Consider the following 19,272-nt stretch of genomic DNA (forward strand, 5'->3'; position numbering starts at 1 on the left):
ACGAGGCGCCCTACGAGGAGCCTCAGCAGGCGCCTTACGCTGCTTACGACGACCGGGACGACGAGCCGGCCGACGACCCACGCTCCACCGCCTCAGGGGAGCGCTCAGGTCGTTGGCCGGCCGCGCTGGGGTGGGAGGACGAGCCCGGCGTGGGCGTCTGGCAAGCGCCGCTCCGCGACGACGACGATGAGTCGGCGGACCGTGCGAGGATCGACCGCGCCGACCCCGACCCGCACGGCGCCGACCTGCCGGAGGGGGACCGGTCCGGGATGGGCCTGGAGTCCTACTCCCACGGCACTGTCGACGACGCCGGCGACCTCGGCTCCGGCCCCCGGAGCTGGGGCGAACGGTACGGCGCCGGCGCCGAGGCCGAGGAGGAGGCCGACCGGCTCGGTCCGCGCGTGCCGGAGGGCGGCGTCTCGCCGTTCTCGACCTCGACCCGCTGGGTGCCGTCACCGCACGACGAGTACGGCTTCGACCCCGGCGAGGTCCCCCTCGTTCCCGGCGACGGCCAGGCAACCGCCTCCTGGGAGGAGGAGCGGGGCTGGAGCGCGGGGCGCGGCGCGCCCAAGGTGCATCGCGACGTCGACTTCGCCCACCTCGGCGCCGTGCCGCCGCGCGAGGGCCCCCGCCTGCGCGTCTTCCTGATGTGGGGCCTTGTCGTCTCCATCGCCGTCTTCCTGCTGTTGCAGTTCGTCATGGCCGACAGGGCGCGTAGCGGCGCCGGCGTGACGGCCTTCGCCACCGGCATGGCGGCCTTCAGGAAGGGCGACTTCGTCACGGCACTTAGGGCGTGGGAGCCCGAGGCGGAGGACGGCAACCCCGACGCCCAGTACTACCTCGGCTACATGGCGCAGAACGGCCTGGGCCAACCGTGGAGCAACGCCAGAGCGGCCGGCTACTACCGGCGGGCCGCCGAGGCCGGGCTCGTCGACGCGCAACTCGCGCTTGGCGACCTCTACCTGAGGGGGATGGGCGTGGAGCTCGACGACGCGAAGGGGGCCGCCCTCTACGCTCGCGCGGCCGCCACCGGCGACCCCAAGGGGAGGTTCGAGTACGGCAAGCTACTCCTGCACGGCAAGGGCGTGGCGCGAGACCCGGCGGCGGCGCTGGCCGAGTTCGAGGCGGCAGCGGCCGGGGGGCTCGCCGCCGCCGCCGACTACGTCGCGTTCGCGCGCGAGGCGGTGGGGGTCGCGGAGACCGCCCCGCCCCCCGAACCGTAAGGGAAGCGTTCACCCGGCCTCAAGGAGTCGTCATCAATGGCTGTTATCTTTAGGCCGATGAGAAGCCGTGCAGCCAAGCTCACCGCGTACAAGCGCCTCTCCGCCCTCGCCGCGGCGGTGCTGGCGACCGCCACCCTCGGCCTCGCGGCCGCGCAGGCTCCCAACCCGATAACGTTCCGGAGCGAGATCTACGTCGTCAGCCAGGTCACGCTCGCGGACGGCGGCAAGGAGGAGCGCTTCACCCCGGCCACGCAGGCCATCCCGGGCCAGGTCGTGGAGTACCGCATCTTCGCGACGAACTCCGGCGAGACGACGCTCCCGGCCGGCGTCGTGCAGATCTACGGGCCCGTGCAAGACGGCATGGAGTACGTCGCCAACTCGGCGACCCCCTCCTCGGACAAGCTGCTGACCGAGTTCTCCGTCGACGGCGTCAACTTCTCCGAAGCACCCGTGCTGGTCGGCACCGAGACGGCGCGGCGGGTGGCCGAGCCGGGGGAGTACACCATGATCCGCTGGACGCTGTTGATCCCGCTCGAGCCCGGCCAGGAGGAGCCGTTCTACTACCGCGTCGTCCTGAAGTGAGCGCCGCTCACGCCTCCGTCGCGCGCTCCTGGTACTGCAGCTCGTACAGCTTGCGGTAGTAGCCGTCGAGCTTGAGGAGCTCGAAGTGGTTGCCCTCCTCGATGAGGCGGCCCTTGCGCATGACCATGATGCGGTCCACGTCCTGGATCGTCGATAGCCGGTGCGCGATGATGATGCTCGTGCGCCCCTGCATCAGCTTCTTGAGGGCGTCCTGGATGAGCTCCTCGGTCTCCGTGTCGACGTTGGCGGTCGCCTCGTCCAGGACGAGGAGGATGTCCGGGTTCTGCACCAGCGCGCGGGCGAAGGCGATCAGCTGCTTCTGGCCGGTCGAGAAGCCGGCGCCGCGCTCGAGGACCGGGGTGTCGTAGCCGTCGGGGAGCTTGGAGATGAAGCCGTGGGCGTTCACGAAACGCGCCGCCTCCTCGACCTGCGCCTGCGGAACGGAGTCGTCCCCCAGCGTGATGTTGCTCCGCACGGTGCCGGAGAACAGGAACGGGTCCTGCAGCACGATGCCCACATGCCGTCTCAGCTGGACCTGGTCGTAGTCGCGCACGTCGCGACCGTCGATCTTCACGCGCCCGCGTTGCACGTCGTAGAAGCGGCTGACGAGGCTGATGATCGTCGTCTTGCCGGCGCCCGTGTGCCCTACGAACGCCACCGACTCGCCCGGCGCGATCGTGAAGTCGACGCCGCGCAGCACCCACTCCTCGCCGTCGTAGGCGAACCACACGTCCTCGAACTCGACCTCGCCCCTGAACGGCTGGTCGAACGCGAGCGCGTCGGGCCTGTCGCTCACCGCCTCGGGTGTGTCGAGGAGCCCGAAGATGCGTTCGCTCGACGCCATGGCGGCCTGGATGATGTTGAACTTGTCCGACAGGTCCTGTAGCGGCCGGAAGAACATGCCCGAGTACTGGATGTAGGCCACGAGAGTGCCGATGGTGACGAAACCCACGATGCCGGGGACGAGCTGCGTGCCGGCGTAGAAGAGGATGAGGGCCGTCGAGATGGAGCTCATTATCCCGACCGTCGGGAAGAACAGGCTGAACCAACGCACCTGCTCGTTGTTGGCGTCGAGTAGCTCCAGGTTGAGCTCGTCGAAGCGGCGGGCGTTGCGCGCCTCGCGGTTGAAGAGCTGCACCGTCTTCATGCCGCTCAGGTTCTCGGCCAGGAAGGCGTTCGAGCGCGACGTCCGCAACCGGACGGCGCGGTACGCCACGCGGATGCGGCGCCTCAGCAGGTTCAGCGCCAGGAACAGGGGCGGCATGACCACCAGGGTGATGAGGGCCATGCGCCAGTTGATGGTGAACATGTAGATGAGGAGGCCGCCCATCAGCCCCACGTCGGCGATGAGGCCGACCACGCCGTCGGTCATCATCTGCTGGATGGCGTCCACGTCGCTCGTGATGCGGGTGATGAGGCGACCCACGGGGGTGCGGTCGAAGAAGCCCATGTGCAGGCGCTGGATCTTGCCGAAGATCTCGCGGCGCACGTCGTAGATGATGCGCTGCCCCAGCCACGAGATCAGGTAGGTGTAGCCGTAGCGGATCGCGAAGCTGGCCAGGCGCAGGCCAAGGTAGAGGACCACGACCATGAGGAGGCCGCGCAGCCGCTCGTCGACGGTGAACCCGGCGAACGGCTCGGCCTTGGCGATGATGTAGTCGTCGAGGGCGCGCGCGAGCAGGGTGGGGAAGACGGGGGTGAGGGCGCTGTTGAGCAGGAGCAGGGAGACGCCCAACACCAGCTGCAAGCGGTACGGCTTCAGGTACCTGAGGAGCCGCAACATGATGCCCTGGTCGTAGGCCTTCTCGAACGCCTCGCCGTCCTCGTCGCGCACGCTCTCGGCGCGCATGGCCCGGCGCCGCTCCTTGCTGCGGGTGCGGTAGGCGGCCTTGGCGTCCTCGACCGAGTAACCCGGCAGGTCGGTGTCGAGCAGGTCCGGCGGGCGCCGGCGGCCGGCGGCGATCACGCCGCCTCCAGGTCGGCTTCCAGCTTCTGGCGCCGGTCCATGTCGGCGTACCAGCCCTCGAGGGCGAGGAGCTCATCGTGCGTCCCCTGCTCCACCACCCGCCCGTCGGCAAGCACCAGCACCCGGTGCGTGTTCTGGAAGGCGCTGATCCGGTGCGCGACGATGACCGTCGTGCGGCCCCTTTGCGCCTCGGCCAGCCCCTCCAGGATGCGCGCCTCCGTCTGGGTGTCGACCGCCGAGAGGGCGTCGTCGAACATGAGGATCGACGGGTCGCGCACCAGGGCGCGCGCGATGGCCGTGCGTTGGCGCTGGCCACCGGAGAGGGTCACGCCGCGCTCGCCCAGGCGCGTGTCGAAGCCGAGGGGGAGGTCCTCGATGTCGCCCGTGAGCTGAGCCAGGTCCGCGGCGGCGAGCACACGCGGCGCCAGCTCCTCGGTGGGGGCCTCCGGCAGGCCGTAGGCGATGTTGTCGGCGATCGTGTCGGAGAAGAGGAACGGCTCCTGCGGCACGAGCCCGATGTAGCGCCTCAACACCTCTACGGGGAAGCAGCGGTGGTCGACGCCGTCGATCAGGATCCGGCCCTCGTCGGGGTCGATGACGCGCGCGATCAGGTTGACGATGAGCGTCTTGCCCGCGCCGGTTCGCCCGGTGATGCCCACCGACTCGCCGGCCTCGACCACGAAGCTGACCCGGTCGAGGGCCTTCACGCCGTCGAAGATCACGGAGACGCCGTCGAACTCGATGCGGCCCCGGATCTCCCGCAGGGAGTAGTCGGTCTGCTCGCCATCGCCCACGGCCGGCGCGGCCGTGAGGATCTCCTTGAGGCGACCCCACGACGTCGAGCCGCGCTGCAGGAGGCTGCCGATCCAGCCGAGGGCGATCATGGGCCACTGGATGCCCTCGTAGAGGAAGACGAAGCTGGAGAACTCGCCCACGGTCAGGTCGCCGCCGATGCCCAGGACGAGGCGGCCGCCCACGAGCAGGAGGAGCGCCATGGTCAGGCCGAAGAGGAACTCCATCATGGGGTTGAGGGGGCCGTCGACGCGCGTGAGGGCGAGGTTGCGCTTCACGAACTCGTCGTTGAGGCGTCCGAAGGTGCTCACCTCGCGCTCCTCGATGCCGAAGCCCTTCACGACGCGGATGCCGGAGAAGTTCTCCTGCGCCATGGAGGAGACGTCGGAGAACTGCTCCTGCACGTACTTGTAACGGCGGTGCACCACGCGCAGCAGCAGGTAGAAGAGGAGCGAGATGAGGGGCGCCGTGGCGAGGGTGATGAGCGACAGTTGCGGGCTCAGCGCGAACATGCGGTAGAAGGTGAAGCCGAAGAGGAGCAGCGTGTTGAGGCCCTGGAAGACGGCCACGCCGGCCAGCATGCGCACCGCGCCGAGGTCCGCGGTGAGGCGGGCCATGAGGTCGCCCACGCGCGTGCGGTCGAAGTAGCCGCCATCGAGGCGCGTGAAGTGCTTGAAGATGTCGTGCCTGATGTCGAACTGCACTTCCCAGCTGGCGTAGAGGAAGAGGCGCCGCACGAGCACCATGGCCACGGCCGCCACGGCCATCACCCCCACGATGGCCGCAACGTACAGCCACAGCCGGCCCATGGTCATCGTCTGGTTGCGGAACTCGTCGATGGCTCGTCCGGGGATGATGGGGGCGAGCGTCGCGAAGAACCCGTTCACCACGATGAGGACTAGCCCGGCAACGAGCTTCCAGCGGTGTGGACGCAGGTAGGGCGCGAGGTCACGGACGGTCTGCAGCACTGGGCTCCTCGGTTCGGCGGCGGCGGCGCGGCGCCGGACCGGGCTTCATAGGCGACCGCCGAAATTGCCAGCGGCGACTATACCGCGAGGCAGAACCGTCATGGTACCAAGAGCGCCTCGCCGTAGGGAACCCCTCCGATGAGCAACTCGAAGCTGATAGGTCCCGCCGTCACCGTCGTGAACGTGCCGCGCAGGACCTCGCCGCCCCGCACCGTCACGCGCCCGACGAACTCCCGGTTGCCGCTCAGGTCGGAGGCCCATACCTCCCCCTCCTGGGTGCGGATGCCGGGCTGGATGGTCCAAGCGTAGGGGACCTGACGCAGGGTGGGTCGGCGCACGACCGCCCGCACGCCGGCCGTGCTCAGCGGCACGGGGTGCGCGTTCACGCTCAGCACGAGGGTGGCCCCGTTGGCGGCGGCGCCACCGCCCGGAGCGGGCTCTTGCGCCACCACTCCCACCGGCAGGCCGGGGTTGCTCAAGGTCACCACCTGAACGTCCCACCCGGCCGCCACCTCCTTGGCGCGCGCCAGCGGCATCCCCACCAGGTCCGGCGCTCCCACGGCCGGGTCCGGCGCGGCGGCTTGGCCGGCGGCGACCACCAGCCGCAACACGGCCTCGTCGCGGGGGACCTGCACGAACGGCGCGAGCGACTGCTCGACCACCGTGCCGCGCGCGCGCCCCGAGCTCACGACCTCGTCGACGAACACGCGCTCGGGAGGGATCCCCGCCACCTGCGCCACGGCCATGGCAGCGTCGACGGTCGACCCGACGAGGTCGGGGACGAACGTGAGGACCGGTTGCGGGCCCATGCTCACGAGCACCGTCACGGCGTCGCCCGCACCGATCCGGCTGCCGGGATCCACGTCCTGCCCGATGACGGTGCCGGCCGGGCTGGGTGCGTGGACGCGAGCCACCTCACCCAGGCGCAGGCCGGCCCGCTCGAGCGCCTGCTCCACCTCGCTCGGGTACGCCATGCCGAGCAGCGACGGCACCTCCAGCCCCCCGAGTCCCCCCGTCGGCAGGGCGTACCGCAGCAACACGCTGCGCCCGGGCCGCAGGTTGGTGCCGGCGACCGGCTCCACTGCCAGCACGGTGCCGGCGGGCTCGTCCGACACGATGGGGTCGCCGCTCACGCCGAGACCGAGCTGCCTCAGCGTCAGCGCGGCCGCCTGCGCGTCCCGCCCCACGACCTCGGGCACCGTCACGACCGCGTCGACGCGGCTGGACCAGAACTTGGCCGCCGCGATCACCAGGGCGCCGCCGGCCAGGACGAGCGCCAGCGTCCACGAGAGCGCCCTGGGCGACAAGCTGCCGACCCAGCGCGCGCCGCGCTCGAGCGGGGGCTCCGGGGGTCGCAGCGGTCGTTCCGGCGTGGCGGCCCCGGTCGTGGGCGCCGTGGCTGGCCGGGGCGACGCGGCCGCGCCGAAGGTCAGCCCGTAGAGCGCCACGCGCGGTGGGCGGGTCGGCAGGCGCCTGAGGTCGGCGGCGTCCAGCGAGTACCCCAGCGCCGCCAGCTCCTCGGCGAGGCCGCTCGGCAGGCCCGGCGCCTGCGCGCCCGCGAGGGAGCCGCCCCCCGCCGCGGCGGGTGAGGCCTGCGGCGGCGGCACCTCCCACGCCACGTAATGGGCGCCGGGTCGGGCTATCACGTCGTGAACCGCCGCCACCCCCGCCCGCTTCAGGCGCCTCAGGAGCCGGCGGTAGGCCTCGAAGTCGCCCTCCTGATCGGGGGCGACCTCGAACCACTCGATGCGGAGGGGCGCCCCGTCCGGGGCGGTGGCCTGGAACAGGGTCACGCCCCCCTCGAGGGCGTGTTGCCCGATGACCTCGTACCTACCGTCGAGCAACGACATCTGGGTTCAGGGCGCCGGGCCGCCGGGCGACTGCGCGCGGCCGGGCGGGTCGCGCCTCAGTCGCCCGACTCGCTCGCTGGGCGCGGCTCGGGGCGCGGTTCGATGGGCGGCCGCCCGCTACTCTCGGCCGTCTTGCGGCGGCGCTCCTCCTCGGCGGCGCGCCGCTCACGGTCGTCCGCCGCCTGGGCGCGACGCTCGTTCTCCGCGGCCGTCTCGACGATCCAGTCGGCGATCTCCTCGGCCGACTTACCCTCCTGCGCCAGCGCGTGCGCGCGGTGGATGAGCTTGCCGTCGAGCGTCTCGCGCTTGAGCAGCGCAGTGGCGACGGCCTCCACGGTATCCCAGTTGCTCTCTATCAGCGCTTCGCAGTCGCGGTAGGCCGCCTCGAGGATCCCCGAGACCTCCTCCTCGACCTGGCGCGCAGTCTCCTCGGAGAAGTCCTTGCGGCGCGAGATCTCGCCCCCCAGGAAGATGGGTCCCTGATCTGAGCCCCACGCCAGGAACTCTTGCGAGCCCATGCCGAGGTCCAAGACCATCTGCTTGGCCATGTCGGTGGCCTGCTTGAGGTCGTTGCTCGCGCCCGACGAGATGGTGCCGGTGATGCGCTTCTCAGCCTGGCGGCCGGCGAACGCCACCACCAGCTGCGCCTTGAACCGCTGCACGTTGTAGAACATCTCTTCCTTGCTCAGGGGCGCCATGAAGCCGCCGGCGCCGCCGCGCGGCATGATGGTCACCTTGCGGATGTCGCCCAGCTCGGGTTGCGCCGCGTACGCCACGGCGTGCCCCGCCTCGTGGAAGGCGAGGATGCGGCGCTCCTCCTCCGAGGGCACGAGACTGCCGCGCCTCAGGCCGAGGGTGATGCGGTCGAGCGCCTCGTTGAAGTCGACCCAGGTGATGACCTGCTTGTCGTTGCGCGCCGCGATGAGCGCCGCCTCGTTGGTGAGGTTCTCGAGGTCGGCGCCGGAGAACGCTGGGGTGGCCTCCGCCAGTCGCCGCAGGCTCACGTCGTCGGTGACGGGCTTGTTGCGGACGTGCACCTTGAGGATCTCCTCGCGCTCCGTCATGGTGGGCAGGCCGATGGTTACCTGCCTGTCGAAGCGGCCGGGTCGCAGGAGGGCGGGGTCGAGGATGTCGGGGCGGTTGGTGGCCGCGATGATGATGACCGACGTGTCCTTCTCGAAACCGTCCATCTCGCTCAAGATCTGGTTCAGGGTCTGCTCGCGCTCGTCGTGACCGCCGCCGATGCCGGCGCCGCGGCGCCGGCCGATGGAGTCGAGCTCGTCGATGAAGATGATGGAGGGCGCCGACTTGCGGGCCTCCTCGAACAGGCTCCGCACGCGGCTGGCGCCCACGCCAACGAACATCTCCATGAACTCCGAGGCCGACACCGTGAGGAACGGCACGCCGGCCTCGCCCGCCACGGCGCGCGCCAGCAGCGTCTTGCCCGTGCCGGGAGGGCCGACCAGCAGCACGCCCTTGGGGATCTCGGCGCCGATGCGCAGGTACTTCTGAGGCGTCTTGAGGAAGTCGACGACCTCGACGAGCTCCTGCTTGGCCTCCTTGTGACCGGCGACGTCGTTGAAGGTGGTGTTCACCTTGTTCTCGCGCCCGAACGTCTTGGCGCGCGATTGCCCGAACTGCATCACCTGGTTCGGCCCGCCCTGGGCGCGCATGAAGATGAACCAGAAGAAGCCGAGGAGCAGGACGATGGGCAGTATCGAGCCCAGCAGGATGCCGAGCCACTGCGGTGGGTTGCGGATGGTGACGCTGGAGACGTCCTTACGCAGCTCGGAGAGGAGCGTGTCGGTGAGGATGGTGGTGGTGCGGAACGAACGGATCGTCTGCGGTTCGCCGTTGACCACGACCTGCGACTCGCTGGTGAGCTCGCCGTTGATGACCCCGCTATTGCGATCGATGACGACGGACGCCACCTTGCCCTGTTCGACCAACCCCGTGAAGGTGGAGAAGTTGATCTCGCGGCTGCTCGAACCGGAGTTGAACTGGTTGAACACGAAGATGCCCAGTATGAGCAGCATCACGAACAGCCAGGGGTTGAACGATCGTTTCAAGAACGCCTCCAGGGTCTGGGTTCCAGGCCGGCCGAGGGTGGCGGGGCTTCGGACTAAGGCCACGAGGTACCGTGGTCCAGTAGGCAAAGCGTAGCACCGGACGATGAGCCAACACTGTACCGTGGCGTCGTTCGCCCTTGGCGCAACGTTAACCGTGCGGACGGCGCCGGCGCGGGCCACCCCGCCGCGGGCCCGGCTCAGCCGAACTTGAACCCCTTGGGCACGGTCACGATGCCGCTCTCCGTCACCACCAGGCCGCGCGCCCGGTCCTGGTCGAGGTCGACCCCGAGCGTCTCGCCTTCCGGGACGGTCACGTTCTTGTCGACGATGGCGTTGCGGATGGTGGCGCGGCGGCCGATGACCACGTTGTCGAGCAGCACGGAGTTCTCCACGGTGGCGTACGAGTTGACGCGCACCCGGCGCGAGGCGATCGTGCGCCTCAACGTGGCGCCGGAGATGATCACCCCGCCGGCCAGCAGCGAGTTGAACGCCTGACCGCGCCGCCCCTCCTCCTCGTGCACGAACTTGGCCGGCGCCGAGAACTCGGCCGACGTGCGCAGGGGCCACTCCTCGTTGTACAGGTCGAACTCGGGCTTCACCGCCACCAGGTCCATGTTCGCGGCCCAGTAGCTGTCGAGCGTGCCAACGTCGCGCCAGTAGGTGTTCGGCCCGACCTGGCCCCTGATCGGGTTGCGCGCGAAGTCGTACGCGAAGAGCCGCTTGCCGTCCCCGAGCGCGCGCGGCAGCACGTCCTTCCCGAAGTCGTGGTCCGAGTCGGGCCGGTTGGCGTCGTCCTTGAGCATCTGCATCAGGACGTCGACCGTGAAGACGTAGTTGCCCATGCTGGCGAGGCAGTGACTCGGCCGGCCCGGCATGGGTTCGGGGTTCTCGGGCTTCTCGTTGAACTCCGTGATGCGCCAGTCGGCGTCCACCTGCAGGACCCCGAAGCGCCGCCCCTCCTCGACGGGCGTGGGGTAGGCGGAGATCGTGACGTCGGCCCCGTGCTGGAGGTGGTACTCCACCATGTGGCTGATGTCCATCTTGTAGATGTGGTCGCCCGAGAAGATGGCCACCAGGTCGGCGCGGTTGTTGTCGATCAGGTGCAGGTTCTGGTAGATGGCGTCGGCCGTCCCGCGGTACCACTCGGCCCCCAGCTCCTCGAACAGGTACATCTGCGCCGGGGCGAGCGTGATGAAGTGGTCGTCGAGGAAGGTGCCGAAGCGCCAGTGGCGCTGGATGTGCTCGGTCAGGCTCTGCGCCTTGAACTGAGTGAGTACGTAGATGCCGTAGACGCCCGAGTTGATCATGTTGTTCAGGGCGAAGTCGATGATGCGGTACTTGGCGCCGAAGGGCACGGCCGGCTTGGTGCGGCGCCACGTTAAGGGGTGGAGGCGGGAGCCCTTGCCGCCCGCGAGAACCATCCCGATGACCTTGACCTTGCGACTGAGCATCGGCCCTCCAGACGCGTGCCCCGGCGGGTGAGCGCGTGGCTGCCATGCAGCAGGGCACGCGGCCCTTGTCGGCGTTGCTGCATGATAGCCCGCCTCCGGCGCGGTAGCGTGGCTCCCATGCCAGCTGCCCCTCCCACGCTGTTCGACGCCCCCGTGGCGGAGCTCCCCCTGCCCGAGGGCGAGCGGGCGTTCCGGCGCCGGCAGGTCGGCGCCTGGGTGTACGGCCGCGGCGTGACGGATCCCTCGGCCATGACCGACCTCCCGCAGGGCGTCCGCGATTGGCTCCAGGCCAACGTCGCGCCGAGCCCGTTCGTGGCTTTCCGGCGCTTCCCGTCGGACGACGGGTCGGTGCGCTACCTCTTCACCCTCAGGGACGGCAAGCAGACGGAGGCCGTCTACATGCCGTACGCGGGGCGGCGCACGGTGTGCGTCAGCTCCATGGTCGGCTGCCCTGCCGGCTGCGCCTTCTGCGCCACCGGCGCCATGGGGTTCGGGCGCAACCTCACGCGGGGCGAGATCGTGGCGCAGCTCGTCGAGGTGGCGCGTCACGAGGGCGTGGCGCCCACCACCATCCGCAACGTCGTCCTGATGGGCATGGGCGAGGCGCTGCTCAACTACGACAACGCCATCGGGGCCATCCGCACGTACCTCGACCCCCTCGGGCTCGACATGTCCCCGCGCCGCATCACCCTGTCCACCGTCGGACTCCCCAGCCGCATCCGCAAGCTGGCGGGCGAGGGGTTGCCCCTCGTGCTGGCCGTGAGCCTGCACGCGCCCGACCAGGAGACCAGGCAACGCATCATCCCCACGGCGCTCGCTCACGGCGTGCCGGACATCATGGCCGCGCTGCGCGACTGGCAGGACGCCACCTCGCGCCGGGTGACCATCGAGTACACGATGCTCGAGGGCGTCAACGACCACGACTGGCAGGCCGACATGCTCGCCGAGCTCCTCCGGGGCCTGACGAGCCACGTCAATCTCATCCCGTTCAACCCGTGGACGGGCTCCGGTTTCGTCGGCACGCCCAGGGAGAAGCTCACGCGCTTCCAGGCCCGGCTCGCCGCCAGGGGCGTCAGCGTCTCGGTGCGCTTCAGCCGCGGCCGCGACGCCGGCGCCGCCTGCGGGCAGCTCGCCCTGCAGGGCGCGGACGCTGCCTCGGTGGCCGACTCGGGCGTCGTCACGCCTCCCGCCTGACCCTGGCGCCGGCGAGGCGGGTCGCGCCGCGGACCCGGGCGCCGGGCGCGGCAGGCGGCCGGCGGTTAACCCCGTCTCCGAGGGAAGAAGCGGCGCCGGCGCGAGGCCAGATGGGTGGATGATTTCACAAGATGCGCCGTGGAGGGCGGTATAGACTTGACGGCGACTCTCGCTAGGTGCGGGGTGCCGCCGGGCGGGTCAACCGCCGGGAACTCCCGCCCGGGAGACGGTCGACCCCGGCAGGGCCGCACGAAGCGAGCTGACCGAGCGATCTGGAGGCAGGCATGAACAGTGGAACCCGCAGGTGGAGCGGCCGAGCGGCACTCGTCGCGTTAGCCGCACTGCTCCTGCTCACACCAGCGTGGGGACAGTCTGTCGCCCAACTGCGCGCCGAGGTGACCTCGAACCCCGGCAGCGTCGTCGCCTGGGTCGCGCTCGGCAACGCTTACTACTCCCAGGGCGAGTTCGAGCTCGCCAAGGAGAGCTACCTCGAGGCCATCGCCCTCGACTACTCCTCCGGTGACGCGCACTACGGCCTCGGCCTCGCCGAGTTCTCGCGCGGCGACTTCCAGGCCGCGCTGTTCGAGTTCACCGAGGTCACGCGCCTGTTCCCCGAACGGTTCGACGGCCAGTTCAACCGGGGCGTCACCCTGGCGCGCCTGCGGCGCCCCGCCGACGCCGCCGCGGCGTTCGCGGAGGCCATCGCGCAGGCGGCGCCGGAGGCGAGCCCGGCCGACCGCGTGCAGGCCCAGCTCGGCCTGGCAGCCCAGCTCGAGCTCTCCGAGGATTGGGACGGCGCGGCCAAGGCGTACGCCGCCGCGCTCGAGCTCGAACCCGCCAACTCCGACTACGTCCTGAGGCGCGGCCAGGCCCTGCTGCGCGCCGGCAAGGGGCTCGAGGCGCTGCCCGAGCTCACCGCGCTGGAGGCGAGCAGCGGCGACTACCGCGTCAGCGCGCTCATCTCCGACATCTACGTGAGCCAGGGCCAGATCGATTACGGCATCTGGTCGCTCGAGCGCGCGCTGCAGAAGGCCGAGAAGGCCGCCGACGCGGCCGCCCAGGCCAGCACGCTCGTCAAGCTCGGCACGTTGCAGGCCGGCCTTGGCCGCGATTCGCAGGCGCGCGACTCGTTCGAACGCGCCGCCCTGGTCGACCCGGCCTCGTGGGAGGCGCAGTACAACCTTGGCGTGGCCTACCTGGAGGGGGGCCAGACCCGCGAGGCGCTCGGTGCCCTGCAGACGGCGCAGCGCCTCGACCCGGAGCGCGCCGAGGTCTACCTCGCCCTCGCGACCGCCAACGACCAGCTCGCCAACGCCGTGCAGGCGCTGGCGAACGCCCGCGAGGCCATCGCGCGCCTGACCGACCCCGCCCTCGTCACCGAGGCTCGCTTTATCGCCGGGCGCGCCCTCTACCGCCAGGGCGACTTCGTGGGGGCGGCCGCCGACCTTCAGGCGGTGCTGGCCGAGCGACCGAACGACGCTCAGGTCCAACTGTGGGTCGGGCTCGCCGCGTACCAGCAGAGCGACTACCAGGCCGCCGTGCGGAGCTTCGAGCGCGCCGTTCAGCTCAACCCCGGTAGCGTCGAGGCGCGCGTCAACCTCGGCGCCGCCTACCTCGCCGCGCACCGCTACGAGGACGCCGAGAACGTCTACCAGCTCCTGGTCGGGCAGAACCCCGCCGACGCGGAGAGCCACTACAACCTCGGCTGGTCGCTCTACTCGCAGGACCGCCGCGGCGGCGCGCGCGACGCCTGGGTGACCTCGTGCCAGCAGGGTTACCAGCCGGCCTGCAGCGCGATCAGCAGCTACCTCTGATGGGGCCGCGGGGCGGCCGGTATGCGGCCCGTGGCGCGAGGGTAGGATGAACCCATGGACTGGCTAAGGCGCAATTGGCCCGACCTCCTCATCGGCGTGGCCCTCGTGGCCGTGATCGCCGGCATCATCGCCACCCTCATCTCCGGAGGGTCGTTCTTCCCGGTCGGGAAGAACGCGCGCGTCGGGACCGACGCGGGTGGCGCAGGCCAGACCAGCACGACGCAGAGTTCCACGCTGTCGCCCACGCCGCCCGCCCCCGACGGGGCGCCCACGTCGGCTGCGGTGCCGGCTGGCGGCGCGGTGCCGGGTGGCGCCGCCACGACGGCTCAGAGCGGCCCCGCGGCGGCGGCAGACCCCGCTGATGTGGGGGCCGTCACCCCCGGCGCAACGCCGTCGACCGGGGCGCAGGGCGACTCGCCCATCTCGGTGCTGCCGCCCAGCGGCGCGCCCGCACCGGCGGCCGGCGGCACGAGCGGCCCTGCCGCGACCGGCGCGGCCCCCGGCGGCACCGCCGCGCCCGTCGCCACGACCCCGGCTCCCGCCACCCAGGCAACGCCCGCCGCGAGCGCGGCCGCGGCGTCCACCCCGGCGTCCACCCCGGCGTCCACCCCGGCGTCCACCCCGGTCGCCGCTCCCGGCAACAGCGCCGCCACCGCCGGGGTGACCGAGAGCTCCTACCGGGTGTCGGTGGGGGCCTTCGGCAACGCCGAGAACGCGCAGCGCCTGGCGGCCACCTTCCAGGCCGCCGGTTACCCCGTGCTTCTCGGGTCCCAGGGCAACCTGACCATCGTGCTGATCGGCCCCTATCAGACGGAGGAGCAGGCCCGCAGCGTTGCCGCCGCCGTCGCCAGGGGCGGGTTCGACGTCCCCGACCCGACGGTCTACCGCTACGACGCGGATGGGAGCGGGGCGGGCGCGGCCGCTCCTGCGGCGACCGCCGCGTCTACGCCTGCCGCGTCTGCGCCTGCCGCACCTACGGCCGCTGCGGCGACCGCCGCCCCGGCGACCGCCGCCCCGGCGACCGCCGCTGCGGCGACCGGCGCCGCGGCGGGCCGCTACCTGCAGGTCGGCGCGTACGGTAGCCGCGAGAGCGCGCTGCCGCAGATCGGGCAACTGGAGAAGCTCGGCTTCACCGTGTCCGAACGCACGGAGGGGAACCTGCTCAAGCTCCTCGTCGGCCCGTTCGAGGGGTCGGCGCTCAGCGACGCGCAGGCGCGGTTGACGGCCGCCGGCATCGAGAGCTTCGTGCGCTGATGCACAAAGACCTGCCGTCCGTGACGGTGAGTCGGCTCGTGGGTTACCTCAGGGCCCTCGCGGACATGGAGGCGGAAGGCGTCGTCTACGCCACATCGGAGCGCCTGGGCGGCGCCGCGCAGGTGTCGGCCCATCAGGTCCGCAAGGACCTGCTCCTCGCCAAGGTCACCTCCGGCACGCGCGGGCGGGGCTACACGGTCGCCATCTTGCGGCGCGAGCTGAGCGCCACGCTCGGCCTGACGCGCTCGTGGCGCGTGGCCATCGTCGGCATGGGAAGGCTCGGCCAGGCGTTGGCCGATTACCCGCACTTCAGCGGCTTCAACTTCGAACTCGTCTGCGGTTTCGACCGCGACCCCGGCAAGGTGGGGCGCCCCATCGGTGAGTTGCCCGTGTACGGCATGGAGGAGCTCGCTCGGCGCACGGCGGAGCTCGCCCTCGACATCGCCTTCCTCACGGTCCCGGTCCCGAGCGCCCAGGCCGCCACCGACCTCATCGTGGCGGCCGGCGTGCGCGGCATCCTCAACTTCGCGCCCACGGTCATCAGCGTCCCCGAGCGCGTGAGGGTGGAGGCCGTCGACTTCCTCGCCGGGCTCAAGCGCCTGGCCTTCTACCTGCAGCCGCACGAGGAGCTGGCGCCGGTCGGCTAGTGCGTGGCCGCACAAGCGGCCGCTTATACTTGAGCGGTGTTCGAACTCGTCGCAGCCGAACTCAACCTGTTCGAGGAGCGTCTCGCCGCTGAGCTGCGGTCGTCCGTCGCGTTCATCGAGGCGATAGGTGCGGACCTCGTCGCGGCTGGCGGCAAGCGCCTGCGCCCGGGCGTCGCCTTCCTGACCGCCAGGCTGCTGCGCGCCGAGCCGGAGGCCGCCATGCGGGTGGCGCTCGCCGTGGAGCTGTTCCACTCGGCCTCGCTGCTCCACGACGACCTCATCGACGACGCCGACACGCGCAGGGGGAGTGAGGCCGCCTTCAGGCGCTACGGCAACGTCGCCAGCGTGATGTCGGGCGACTTCATGCTGGCTCGCGTCCTGCGGCTCCTGGCGCAGAGCGGTAGCGCCCGCTTCACGGAGCTGATGGCGCAGGCGGCGGCGGACGTGTGTGAGGGCGAGGTGCTCCAGTTCCAGGTCGCCACCCTGCAGGACTACTCGTGGGAGAACTACCGCCGCATCATCGAGGGCAAGACGGCCGCCCTGCTCGCCGCCGCCAGCGAGGGGGTGGGCCTGCTGGCGGGGGCGCCGACCGAAGAGCTCGCGGCTCTGAGGCGCTACGGCCTTGCGTACGGCCGCGCCTTCCAGCTCCGCGACGACTACCTCGACCTGCTCGGCGACGCGGCGACCCTCGGCAAGCCGGTGGGCGGCGACCTGCGCGAGGGCAAGGCCACCCACACGGTGCTCACCCTCCTCCTCGAGCAGGGAGGGCACGAGGTCCGCGACATCGTCGCGCGCCGCGCCGCCAGGCAGGGCGACGTCGAGCGGGTGGCCGAGCTGGCCACGGCGAGCGGCGCCGCGGACGCCACCAGGCGCGAGATCGCGGCGCAGGCGGGGGAGGCGGTCAAGGCGCTGGAGGCGTTCGCGCCGTCACCCGCCCGCGAAGCGCTCGTCGATCTTGCCCTGCGCGAGGTCGCCCGCCTGCGGTGAGTCGCGGGCCGGACGCGGCCAGGCGGGCGGCGGCGCCGGACGACGCGCTACACTACCCGGCGATGCCAGACATTGACTCCGACCAGGTGCTGAGCTTCTTCGTGGAGCATCCAGAACGCCCCTGGCACGTACAAGACATCCAGCGTCGCTTCAAGGTCGAGGACCGCGCGGCGCTGCGCCACCTCCTCGCGGAACTCGCCGACGCCGGCCGCCTCATCCGGACGCGGCGCCGCACCTACGGTCTGCCGCAAGAGATGAACATGGTGCTGGGGCGCCTCCAGGTCACCTCGGGCGGGTACGGTTTCGTCATACCCGACGCGGGCGGCAAGGACCTCTACGTGCCCGCCGACCGCCTCGCGGGTGCCTGGGACGGCGACCGCGTCATGGCCCGCCCCAACCCCATGAAGAGCGAGGACGACCGGCCGTCTGGCGAGGTCGTGCGGATCATCGAACGCGGTTACAAGCACGTGGTCGGCACGCTCGAGTACGCCCGCGGCTACGCGATCTTGCGGCCCGACTCCGTCAGGCTGCAGAACAGGCTCCTGCTCACGCCCGAGTCGGTCGGCAAGCTGGAGGGCGGCTCGCGGATCGTGGCGCGCATGGTGTGGCCGGAGGAGTCGGGCGAGCGCGAGCCGTTCGGCGAGGTCACGGAGTTCCTTGGCACCGCCGACGACCCCGAGGTGGAGACGCGCGCGGTCATCGTGAAGTACGACCTCAAGGCCGAGTTCGACGCCCACACGCTGGCGGAGGCCGCCGCCGTGCCCGACGAGGTCACGGCCGAGATGATGGCGGGCCGCACCGACTGCCGCAAGATCACCACGTTCACCATCGACGGTGAGGACGCCAAGGACTTCGACGACGCCCTCAGCATCGAGCGCCTCGACTCCACTCGTGACGGCCCGCTACGTGTCGGGGTCCACATCGCCGACGTCAGCTACTACGTGGCGGAGGGCACGAGCCTGGACCAGGAGGCCGAGGCGCGCGCCACCTCCGTCTACCTGCCGGGGCGCGTGCTGCCGATGCTGCCCGAGGAGCTCTCCAACGGCATCTGCTCCCTCGACGAGGGCAAGGCGCGGCTGGCGCTCTCGCTGTTCGTCGACCTCACGCGAGCGGGAGAGGTCACCTCGTTCAGGTTCAAGGAGACGGTCATCCAGTCCGACGCGCGCCTCACCTACCGCGAGGTGCAGGAGTACCTCGACGGCGGGCGCATGCCGGCGGGCAAGCGCAAGCTCGAGCGCGACCTCAAGGTCCTCTACAACCTGACGCAGGAGCTCCGCCGCGCTCGGATCGGCGCCGGCGCGCTCGACTTCGACTTCACGGAGGCGCGCGTCGAGGTCGACGAGCAGGGGGCGCTGCACGTGACGCCCGTGAAGAGTAACGCTGCCAGGCAGCTGGTGGAGGAGATGATGCTGCTCGCCAACCGCTTGGTGGCGGGCGAGCTGAGCCGTCGCGAGGTGCCGGCCCTCTACCGCGTTCACGAGGACCCGAGCGCCGAGAAGATCCAGGCGCTGCAGAAGGCGCTGGCGCGCCTAGGCTACGTGCTGGACCTCGAGCACGCCAAGCCGCAGGACCTCCAGGCCATCTTGCGCCAGGCCGCCGGCAAACCGGAGGCGCAACTGGTGAGCACGCTGCTGCTGCGCAGCCTCAAGCAGGCGCGCTACTCGAGCGAGGACCTCGGGCACTTCGGGCTCGCGTTCGAGAGCTACCTGCACTTCACGAGCCCCATCCGGCGCTACCCCGACCTGGTGGTCCACCGCGTCGTGCGGGCGCTCCTGCAGCACCGGCTCTCGCCGACGCTGAAGGAGCGCATGAAGACGGACTTCCCGGCGCTGGCGGAGCACGCCAGCGAGCGCGAGCGCGTGGCCGAGGAGGCCGAGCGCGACCTGACCCGCTACTTCCACGCCCGCTGGGCGAAGGACCACGTGGGCGAGGCGTTCACCGGCATCGTCGTGGGGGTCACGAACTTCGGGGTGTTCCTCGAACTGCCCAACGCGGTCGAGGGGCTCATGCACGTCAGCCACCTCGTGGACGACTACTACCTCTACATCGAGGACCAGCTCATGCTGATGGGGAAGCACACGCGCAAGCGCTACCGCATGGGCGACCGCGTGGAGGTCCGTGTCCTCGCCGCCAACCCCACGCAGCGCCAGATCGACCTCATCCCGGCCGACATGCCCATGCCGGAGCCGGAGCCCGAGGAGAAGTCGACCGAGACGCGACCCCCCGCCAAGCTCAAGTCGCCGCAGCAGGGAGCCGCGGAGGGCGTCGTCACGGAGATGGGCTCCCGGGCGCAGCGCCAGAAGGGCGGCAAGGCTCCCTCCAAGGCCGCGAGGGAGGGGACGGCCAAGGCGCAGAAGGCGGGCGCGGCGGCCGCGGGCGAGACCAAGGCGAGCAGCAAGGCGCGGGGTTCCAAGCAGGCGTCCGAACAGGCAGGAGCCGACGGGGCGGGGCCCAAGCGGGCGTCACCGAAGCAGG

The 19,272-nt window shown here is 71.1% G+C and carries 13 protein-coding genes; 8 read left to right on the forward strand and 5 right to left on the reverse strand.

From position 1 onward, the window contains the following. Together H3C53_11585 and H3C53_11590 are read left to right on the forward strand one after the other, a co-directional pair. Positions 1-1,223 (forward strand): sel1 repeat family protein (locus H3C53_11585; protein ID MBW7917307.1); only part of this gene is annotated, 1,223 nt, incomplete at its 5' end. Positions 1,224-1,280: 57 nt separating this feature from the next. Continuing rightward, positions 1,281-1,805, forward strand: a complete 525-nt coding sequence (locus H3C53_11590) for a hypothetical protein (GenBank protein ID MBW7917308.1) — start codon at positions 1,281-1,283, stop codon at positions 1,803-1,805. Between the two features lie 7 nt (positions 1,806-1,812). Here the strand turns inward: H3C53_11590 and H3C53_11595 are convergent, their stop codons facing one another. From H3C53_11595 to glgC, 5 genes are all read right to left on the reverse strand, one after another. Continuing rightward, positions 1,813-3,654 carry an ABC transporter ATP-binding protein gene (locus tag H3C53_11595; GenBank protein ID MBW7917309.1) on the reverse strand — a complete coding sequence of 614 codons (1,842 nt, stop codon included), beginning with the start codon at positions 3,652-3,654 and terminating at the stop codon, positions 1,813-1,815. A gap of 113 nt (positions 3,655-3,767) precedes the next feature. Beyond that, positions 3,768-5,531, reverse strand: coding sequence for an ABC transporter ATP-binding protein (locus H3C53_11600; protein MBW7917310.1), 1,764 nt, complete (start codon positions 5,529-5,531; stop codon positions 3,768-3,770). Positions 5,532-5,629: 98 nt separating this feature from the next. Further along, entirely contained in the window at positions 5,630-7,381 is a 1,752-nt protein-coding gene (locus H3C53_11605) for a PASTA domain-containing protein (GenBank protein MBW7917311.1), read from the reverse strand. 56 nt (positions 7,382-7,437) lie between these two features. After that, a complete protein-coding gene (locus tag H3C53_11610) occupies positions 7,438-9,450 on the reverse strand; it encodes an ATP-dependent metallopeptidase FtsH/Yme1/Tma family protein (GenBank protein MBW7917312.1) in 2,013 nt (670 codons plus the stop codon). A gap of 197 nt (positions 9,451-9,647) precedes the next feature. After that, positions 9,648-10,901, reverse strand: a complete 1,254-nt coding sequence (gene glgC, locus H3C53_11615) for a glucose-1-phosphate adenylyltransferase (GenBank protein MBW7917313.1) — start codon at positions 10,899-10,901, stop codon at positions 9,648-9,650. Positions 10,902-11,018: 117 nt separating this feature from the next. Between glgC and rlmN the strand changes: the two genes are divergently transcribed. The 6 genes from rlmN to rnr all read left to right on the forward strand — a co-directional run. Then, a complete protein-coding gene (gene rlmN / locus H3C53_11620) occupies positions 11,019-12,095 on the forward strand; it encodes a 23S rRNA (adenine(2503)-C(2))-methyltransferase RlmN (GenBank protein ID MBW7917314.1) in 1,077 nt (358 codons plus the stop codon). A gap of 284 nt (positions 12,096-12,379) precedes the next feature. Further along, positions 12,380-13,909, forward strand: a complete 1,530-nt coding sequence (locus H3C53_11625) for a tetratricopeptide repeat protein (protein ID MBW7917315.1) — start codon at positions 12,380-12,382, stop codon at positions 13,907-13,909. A gap of 54 nt (positions 13,910-13,963) precedes the next feature. Then, positions 13,964-15,163, forward strand: coding sequence for an SPOR domain-containing protein (locus tag H3C53_11630; protein MBW7917316.1), 1,200 nt, complete (start codon positions 13,964-13,966; stop codon positions 15,161-15,163). Further along, positions 15,163-15,810, forward strand: a complete 648-nt coding sequence (locus H3C53_11635; protein MBW7917317.1) for a redox-sensing transcriptional repressor Rex — start codon at positions 15,163-15,165, stop codon at positions 15,808-15,810. The genes H3C53_11630 and H3C53_11635 overlap by 1 nt, the downstream gene beginning before the upstream one ends. Before the next feature lie 36 nt (positions 15,811-15,846). After that, positions 15,847-16,797 (forward strand): polyprenyl synthetase family protein, encoded by a 951-nt coding sequence (locus H3C53_11640; GenBank protein ID MBW7917318.1) that lies wholly within the window; start codon positions 15,847-15,849, stop codon positions 16,795-16,797. Between the two features lie 62 nt (positions 16,798-16,859). Beyond that, a partial coding sequence (gene rnr, locus H3C53_11645) for a ribonuclease R (GenBank protein ID MBW7917319.1) occupies positions 16,860-19,272 on the forward strand: 2,413 nt, incomplete at its 3' end.

Source organism: Trueperaceae bacterium (genome assembly GCA_019454765.1).
Lineage (GTDB): Bacteria > Deinococcota > Deinococci > Deinococcales > Trueperaceae > JAAYYF01.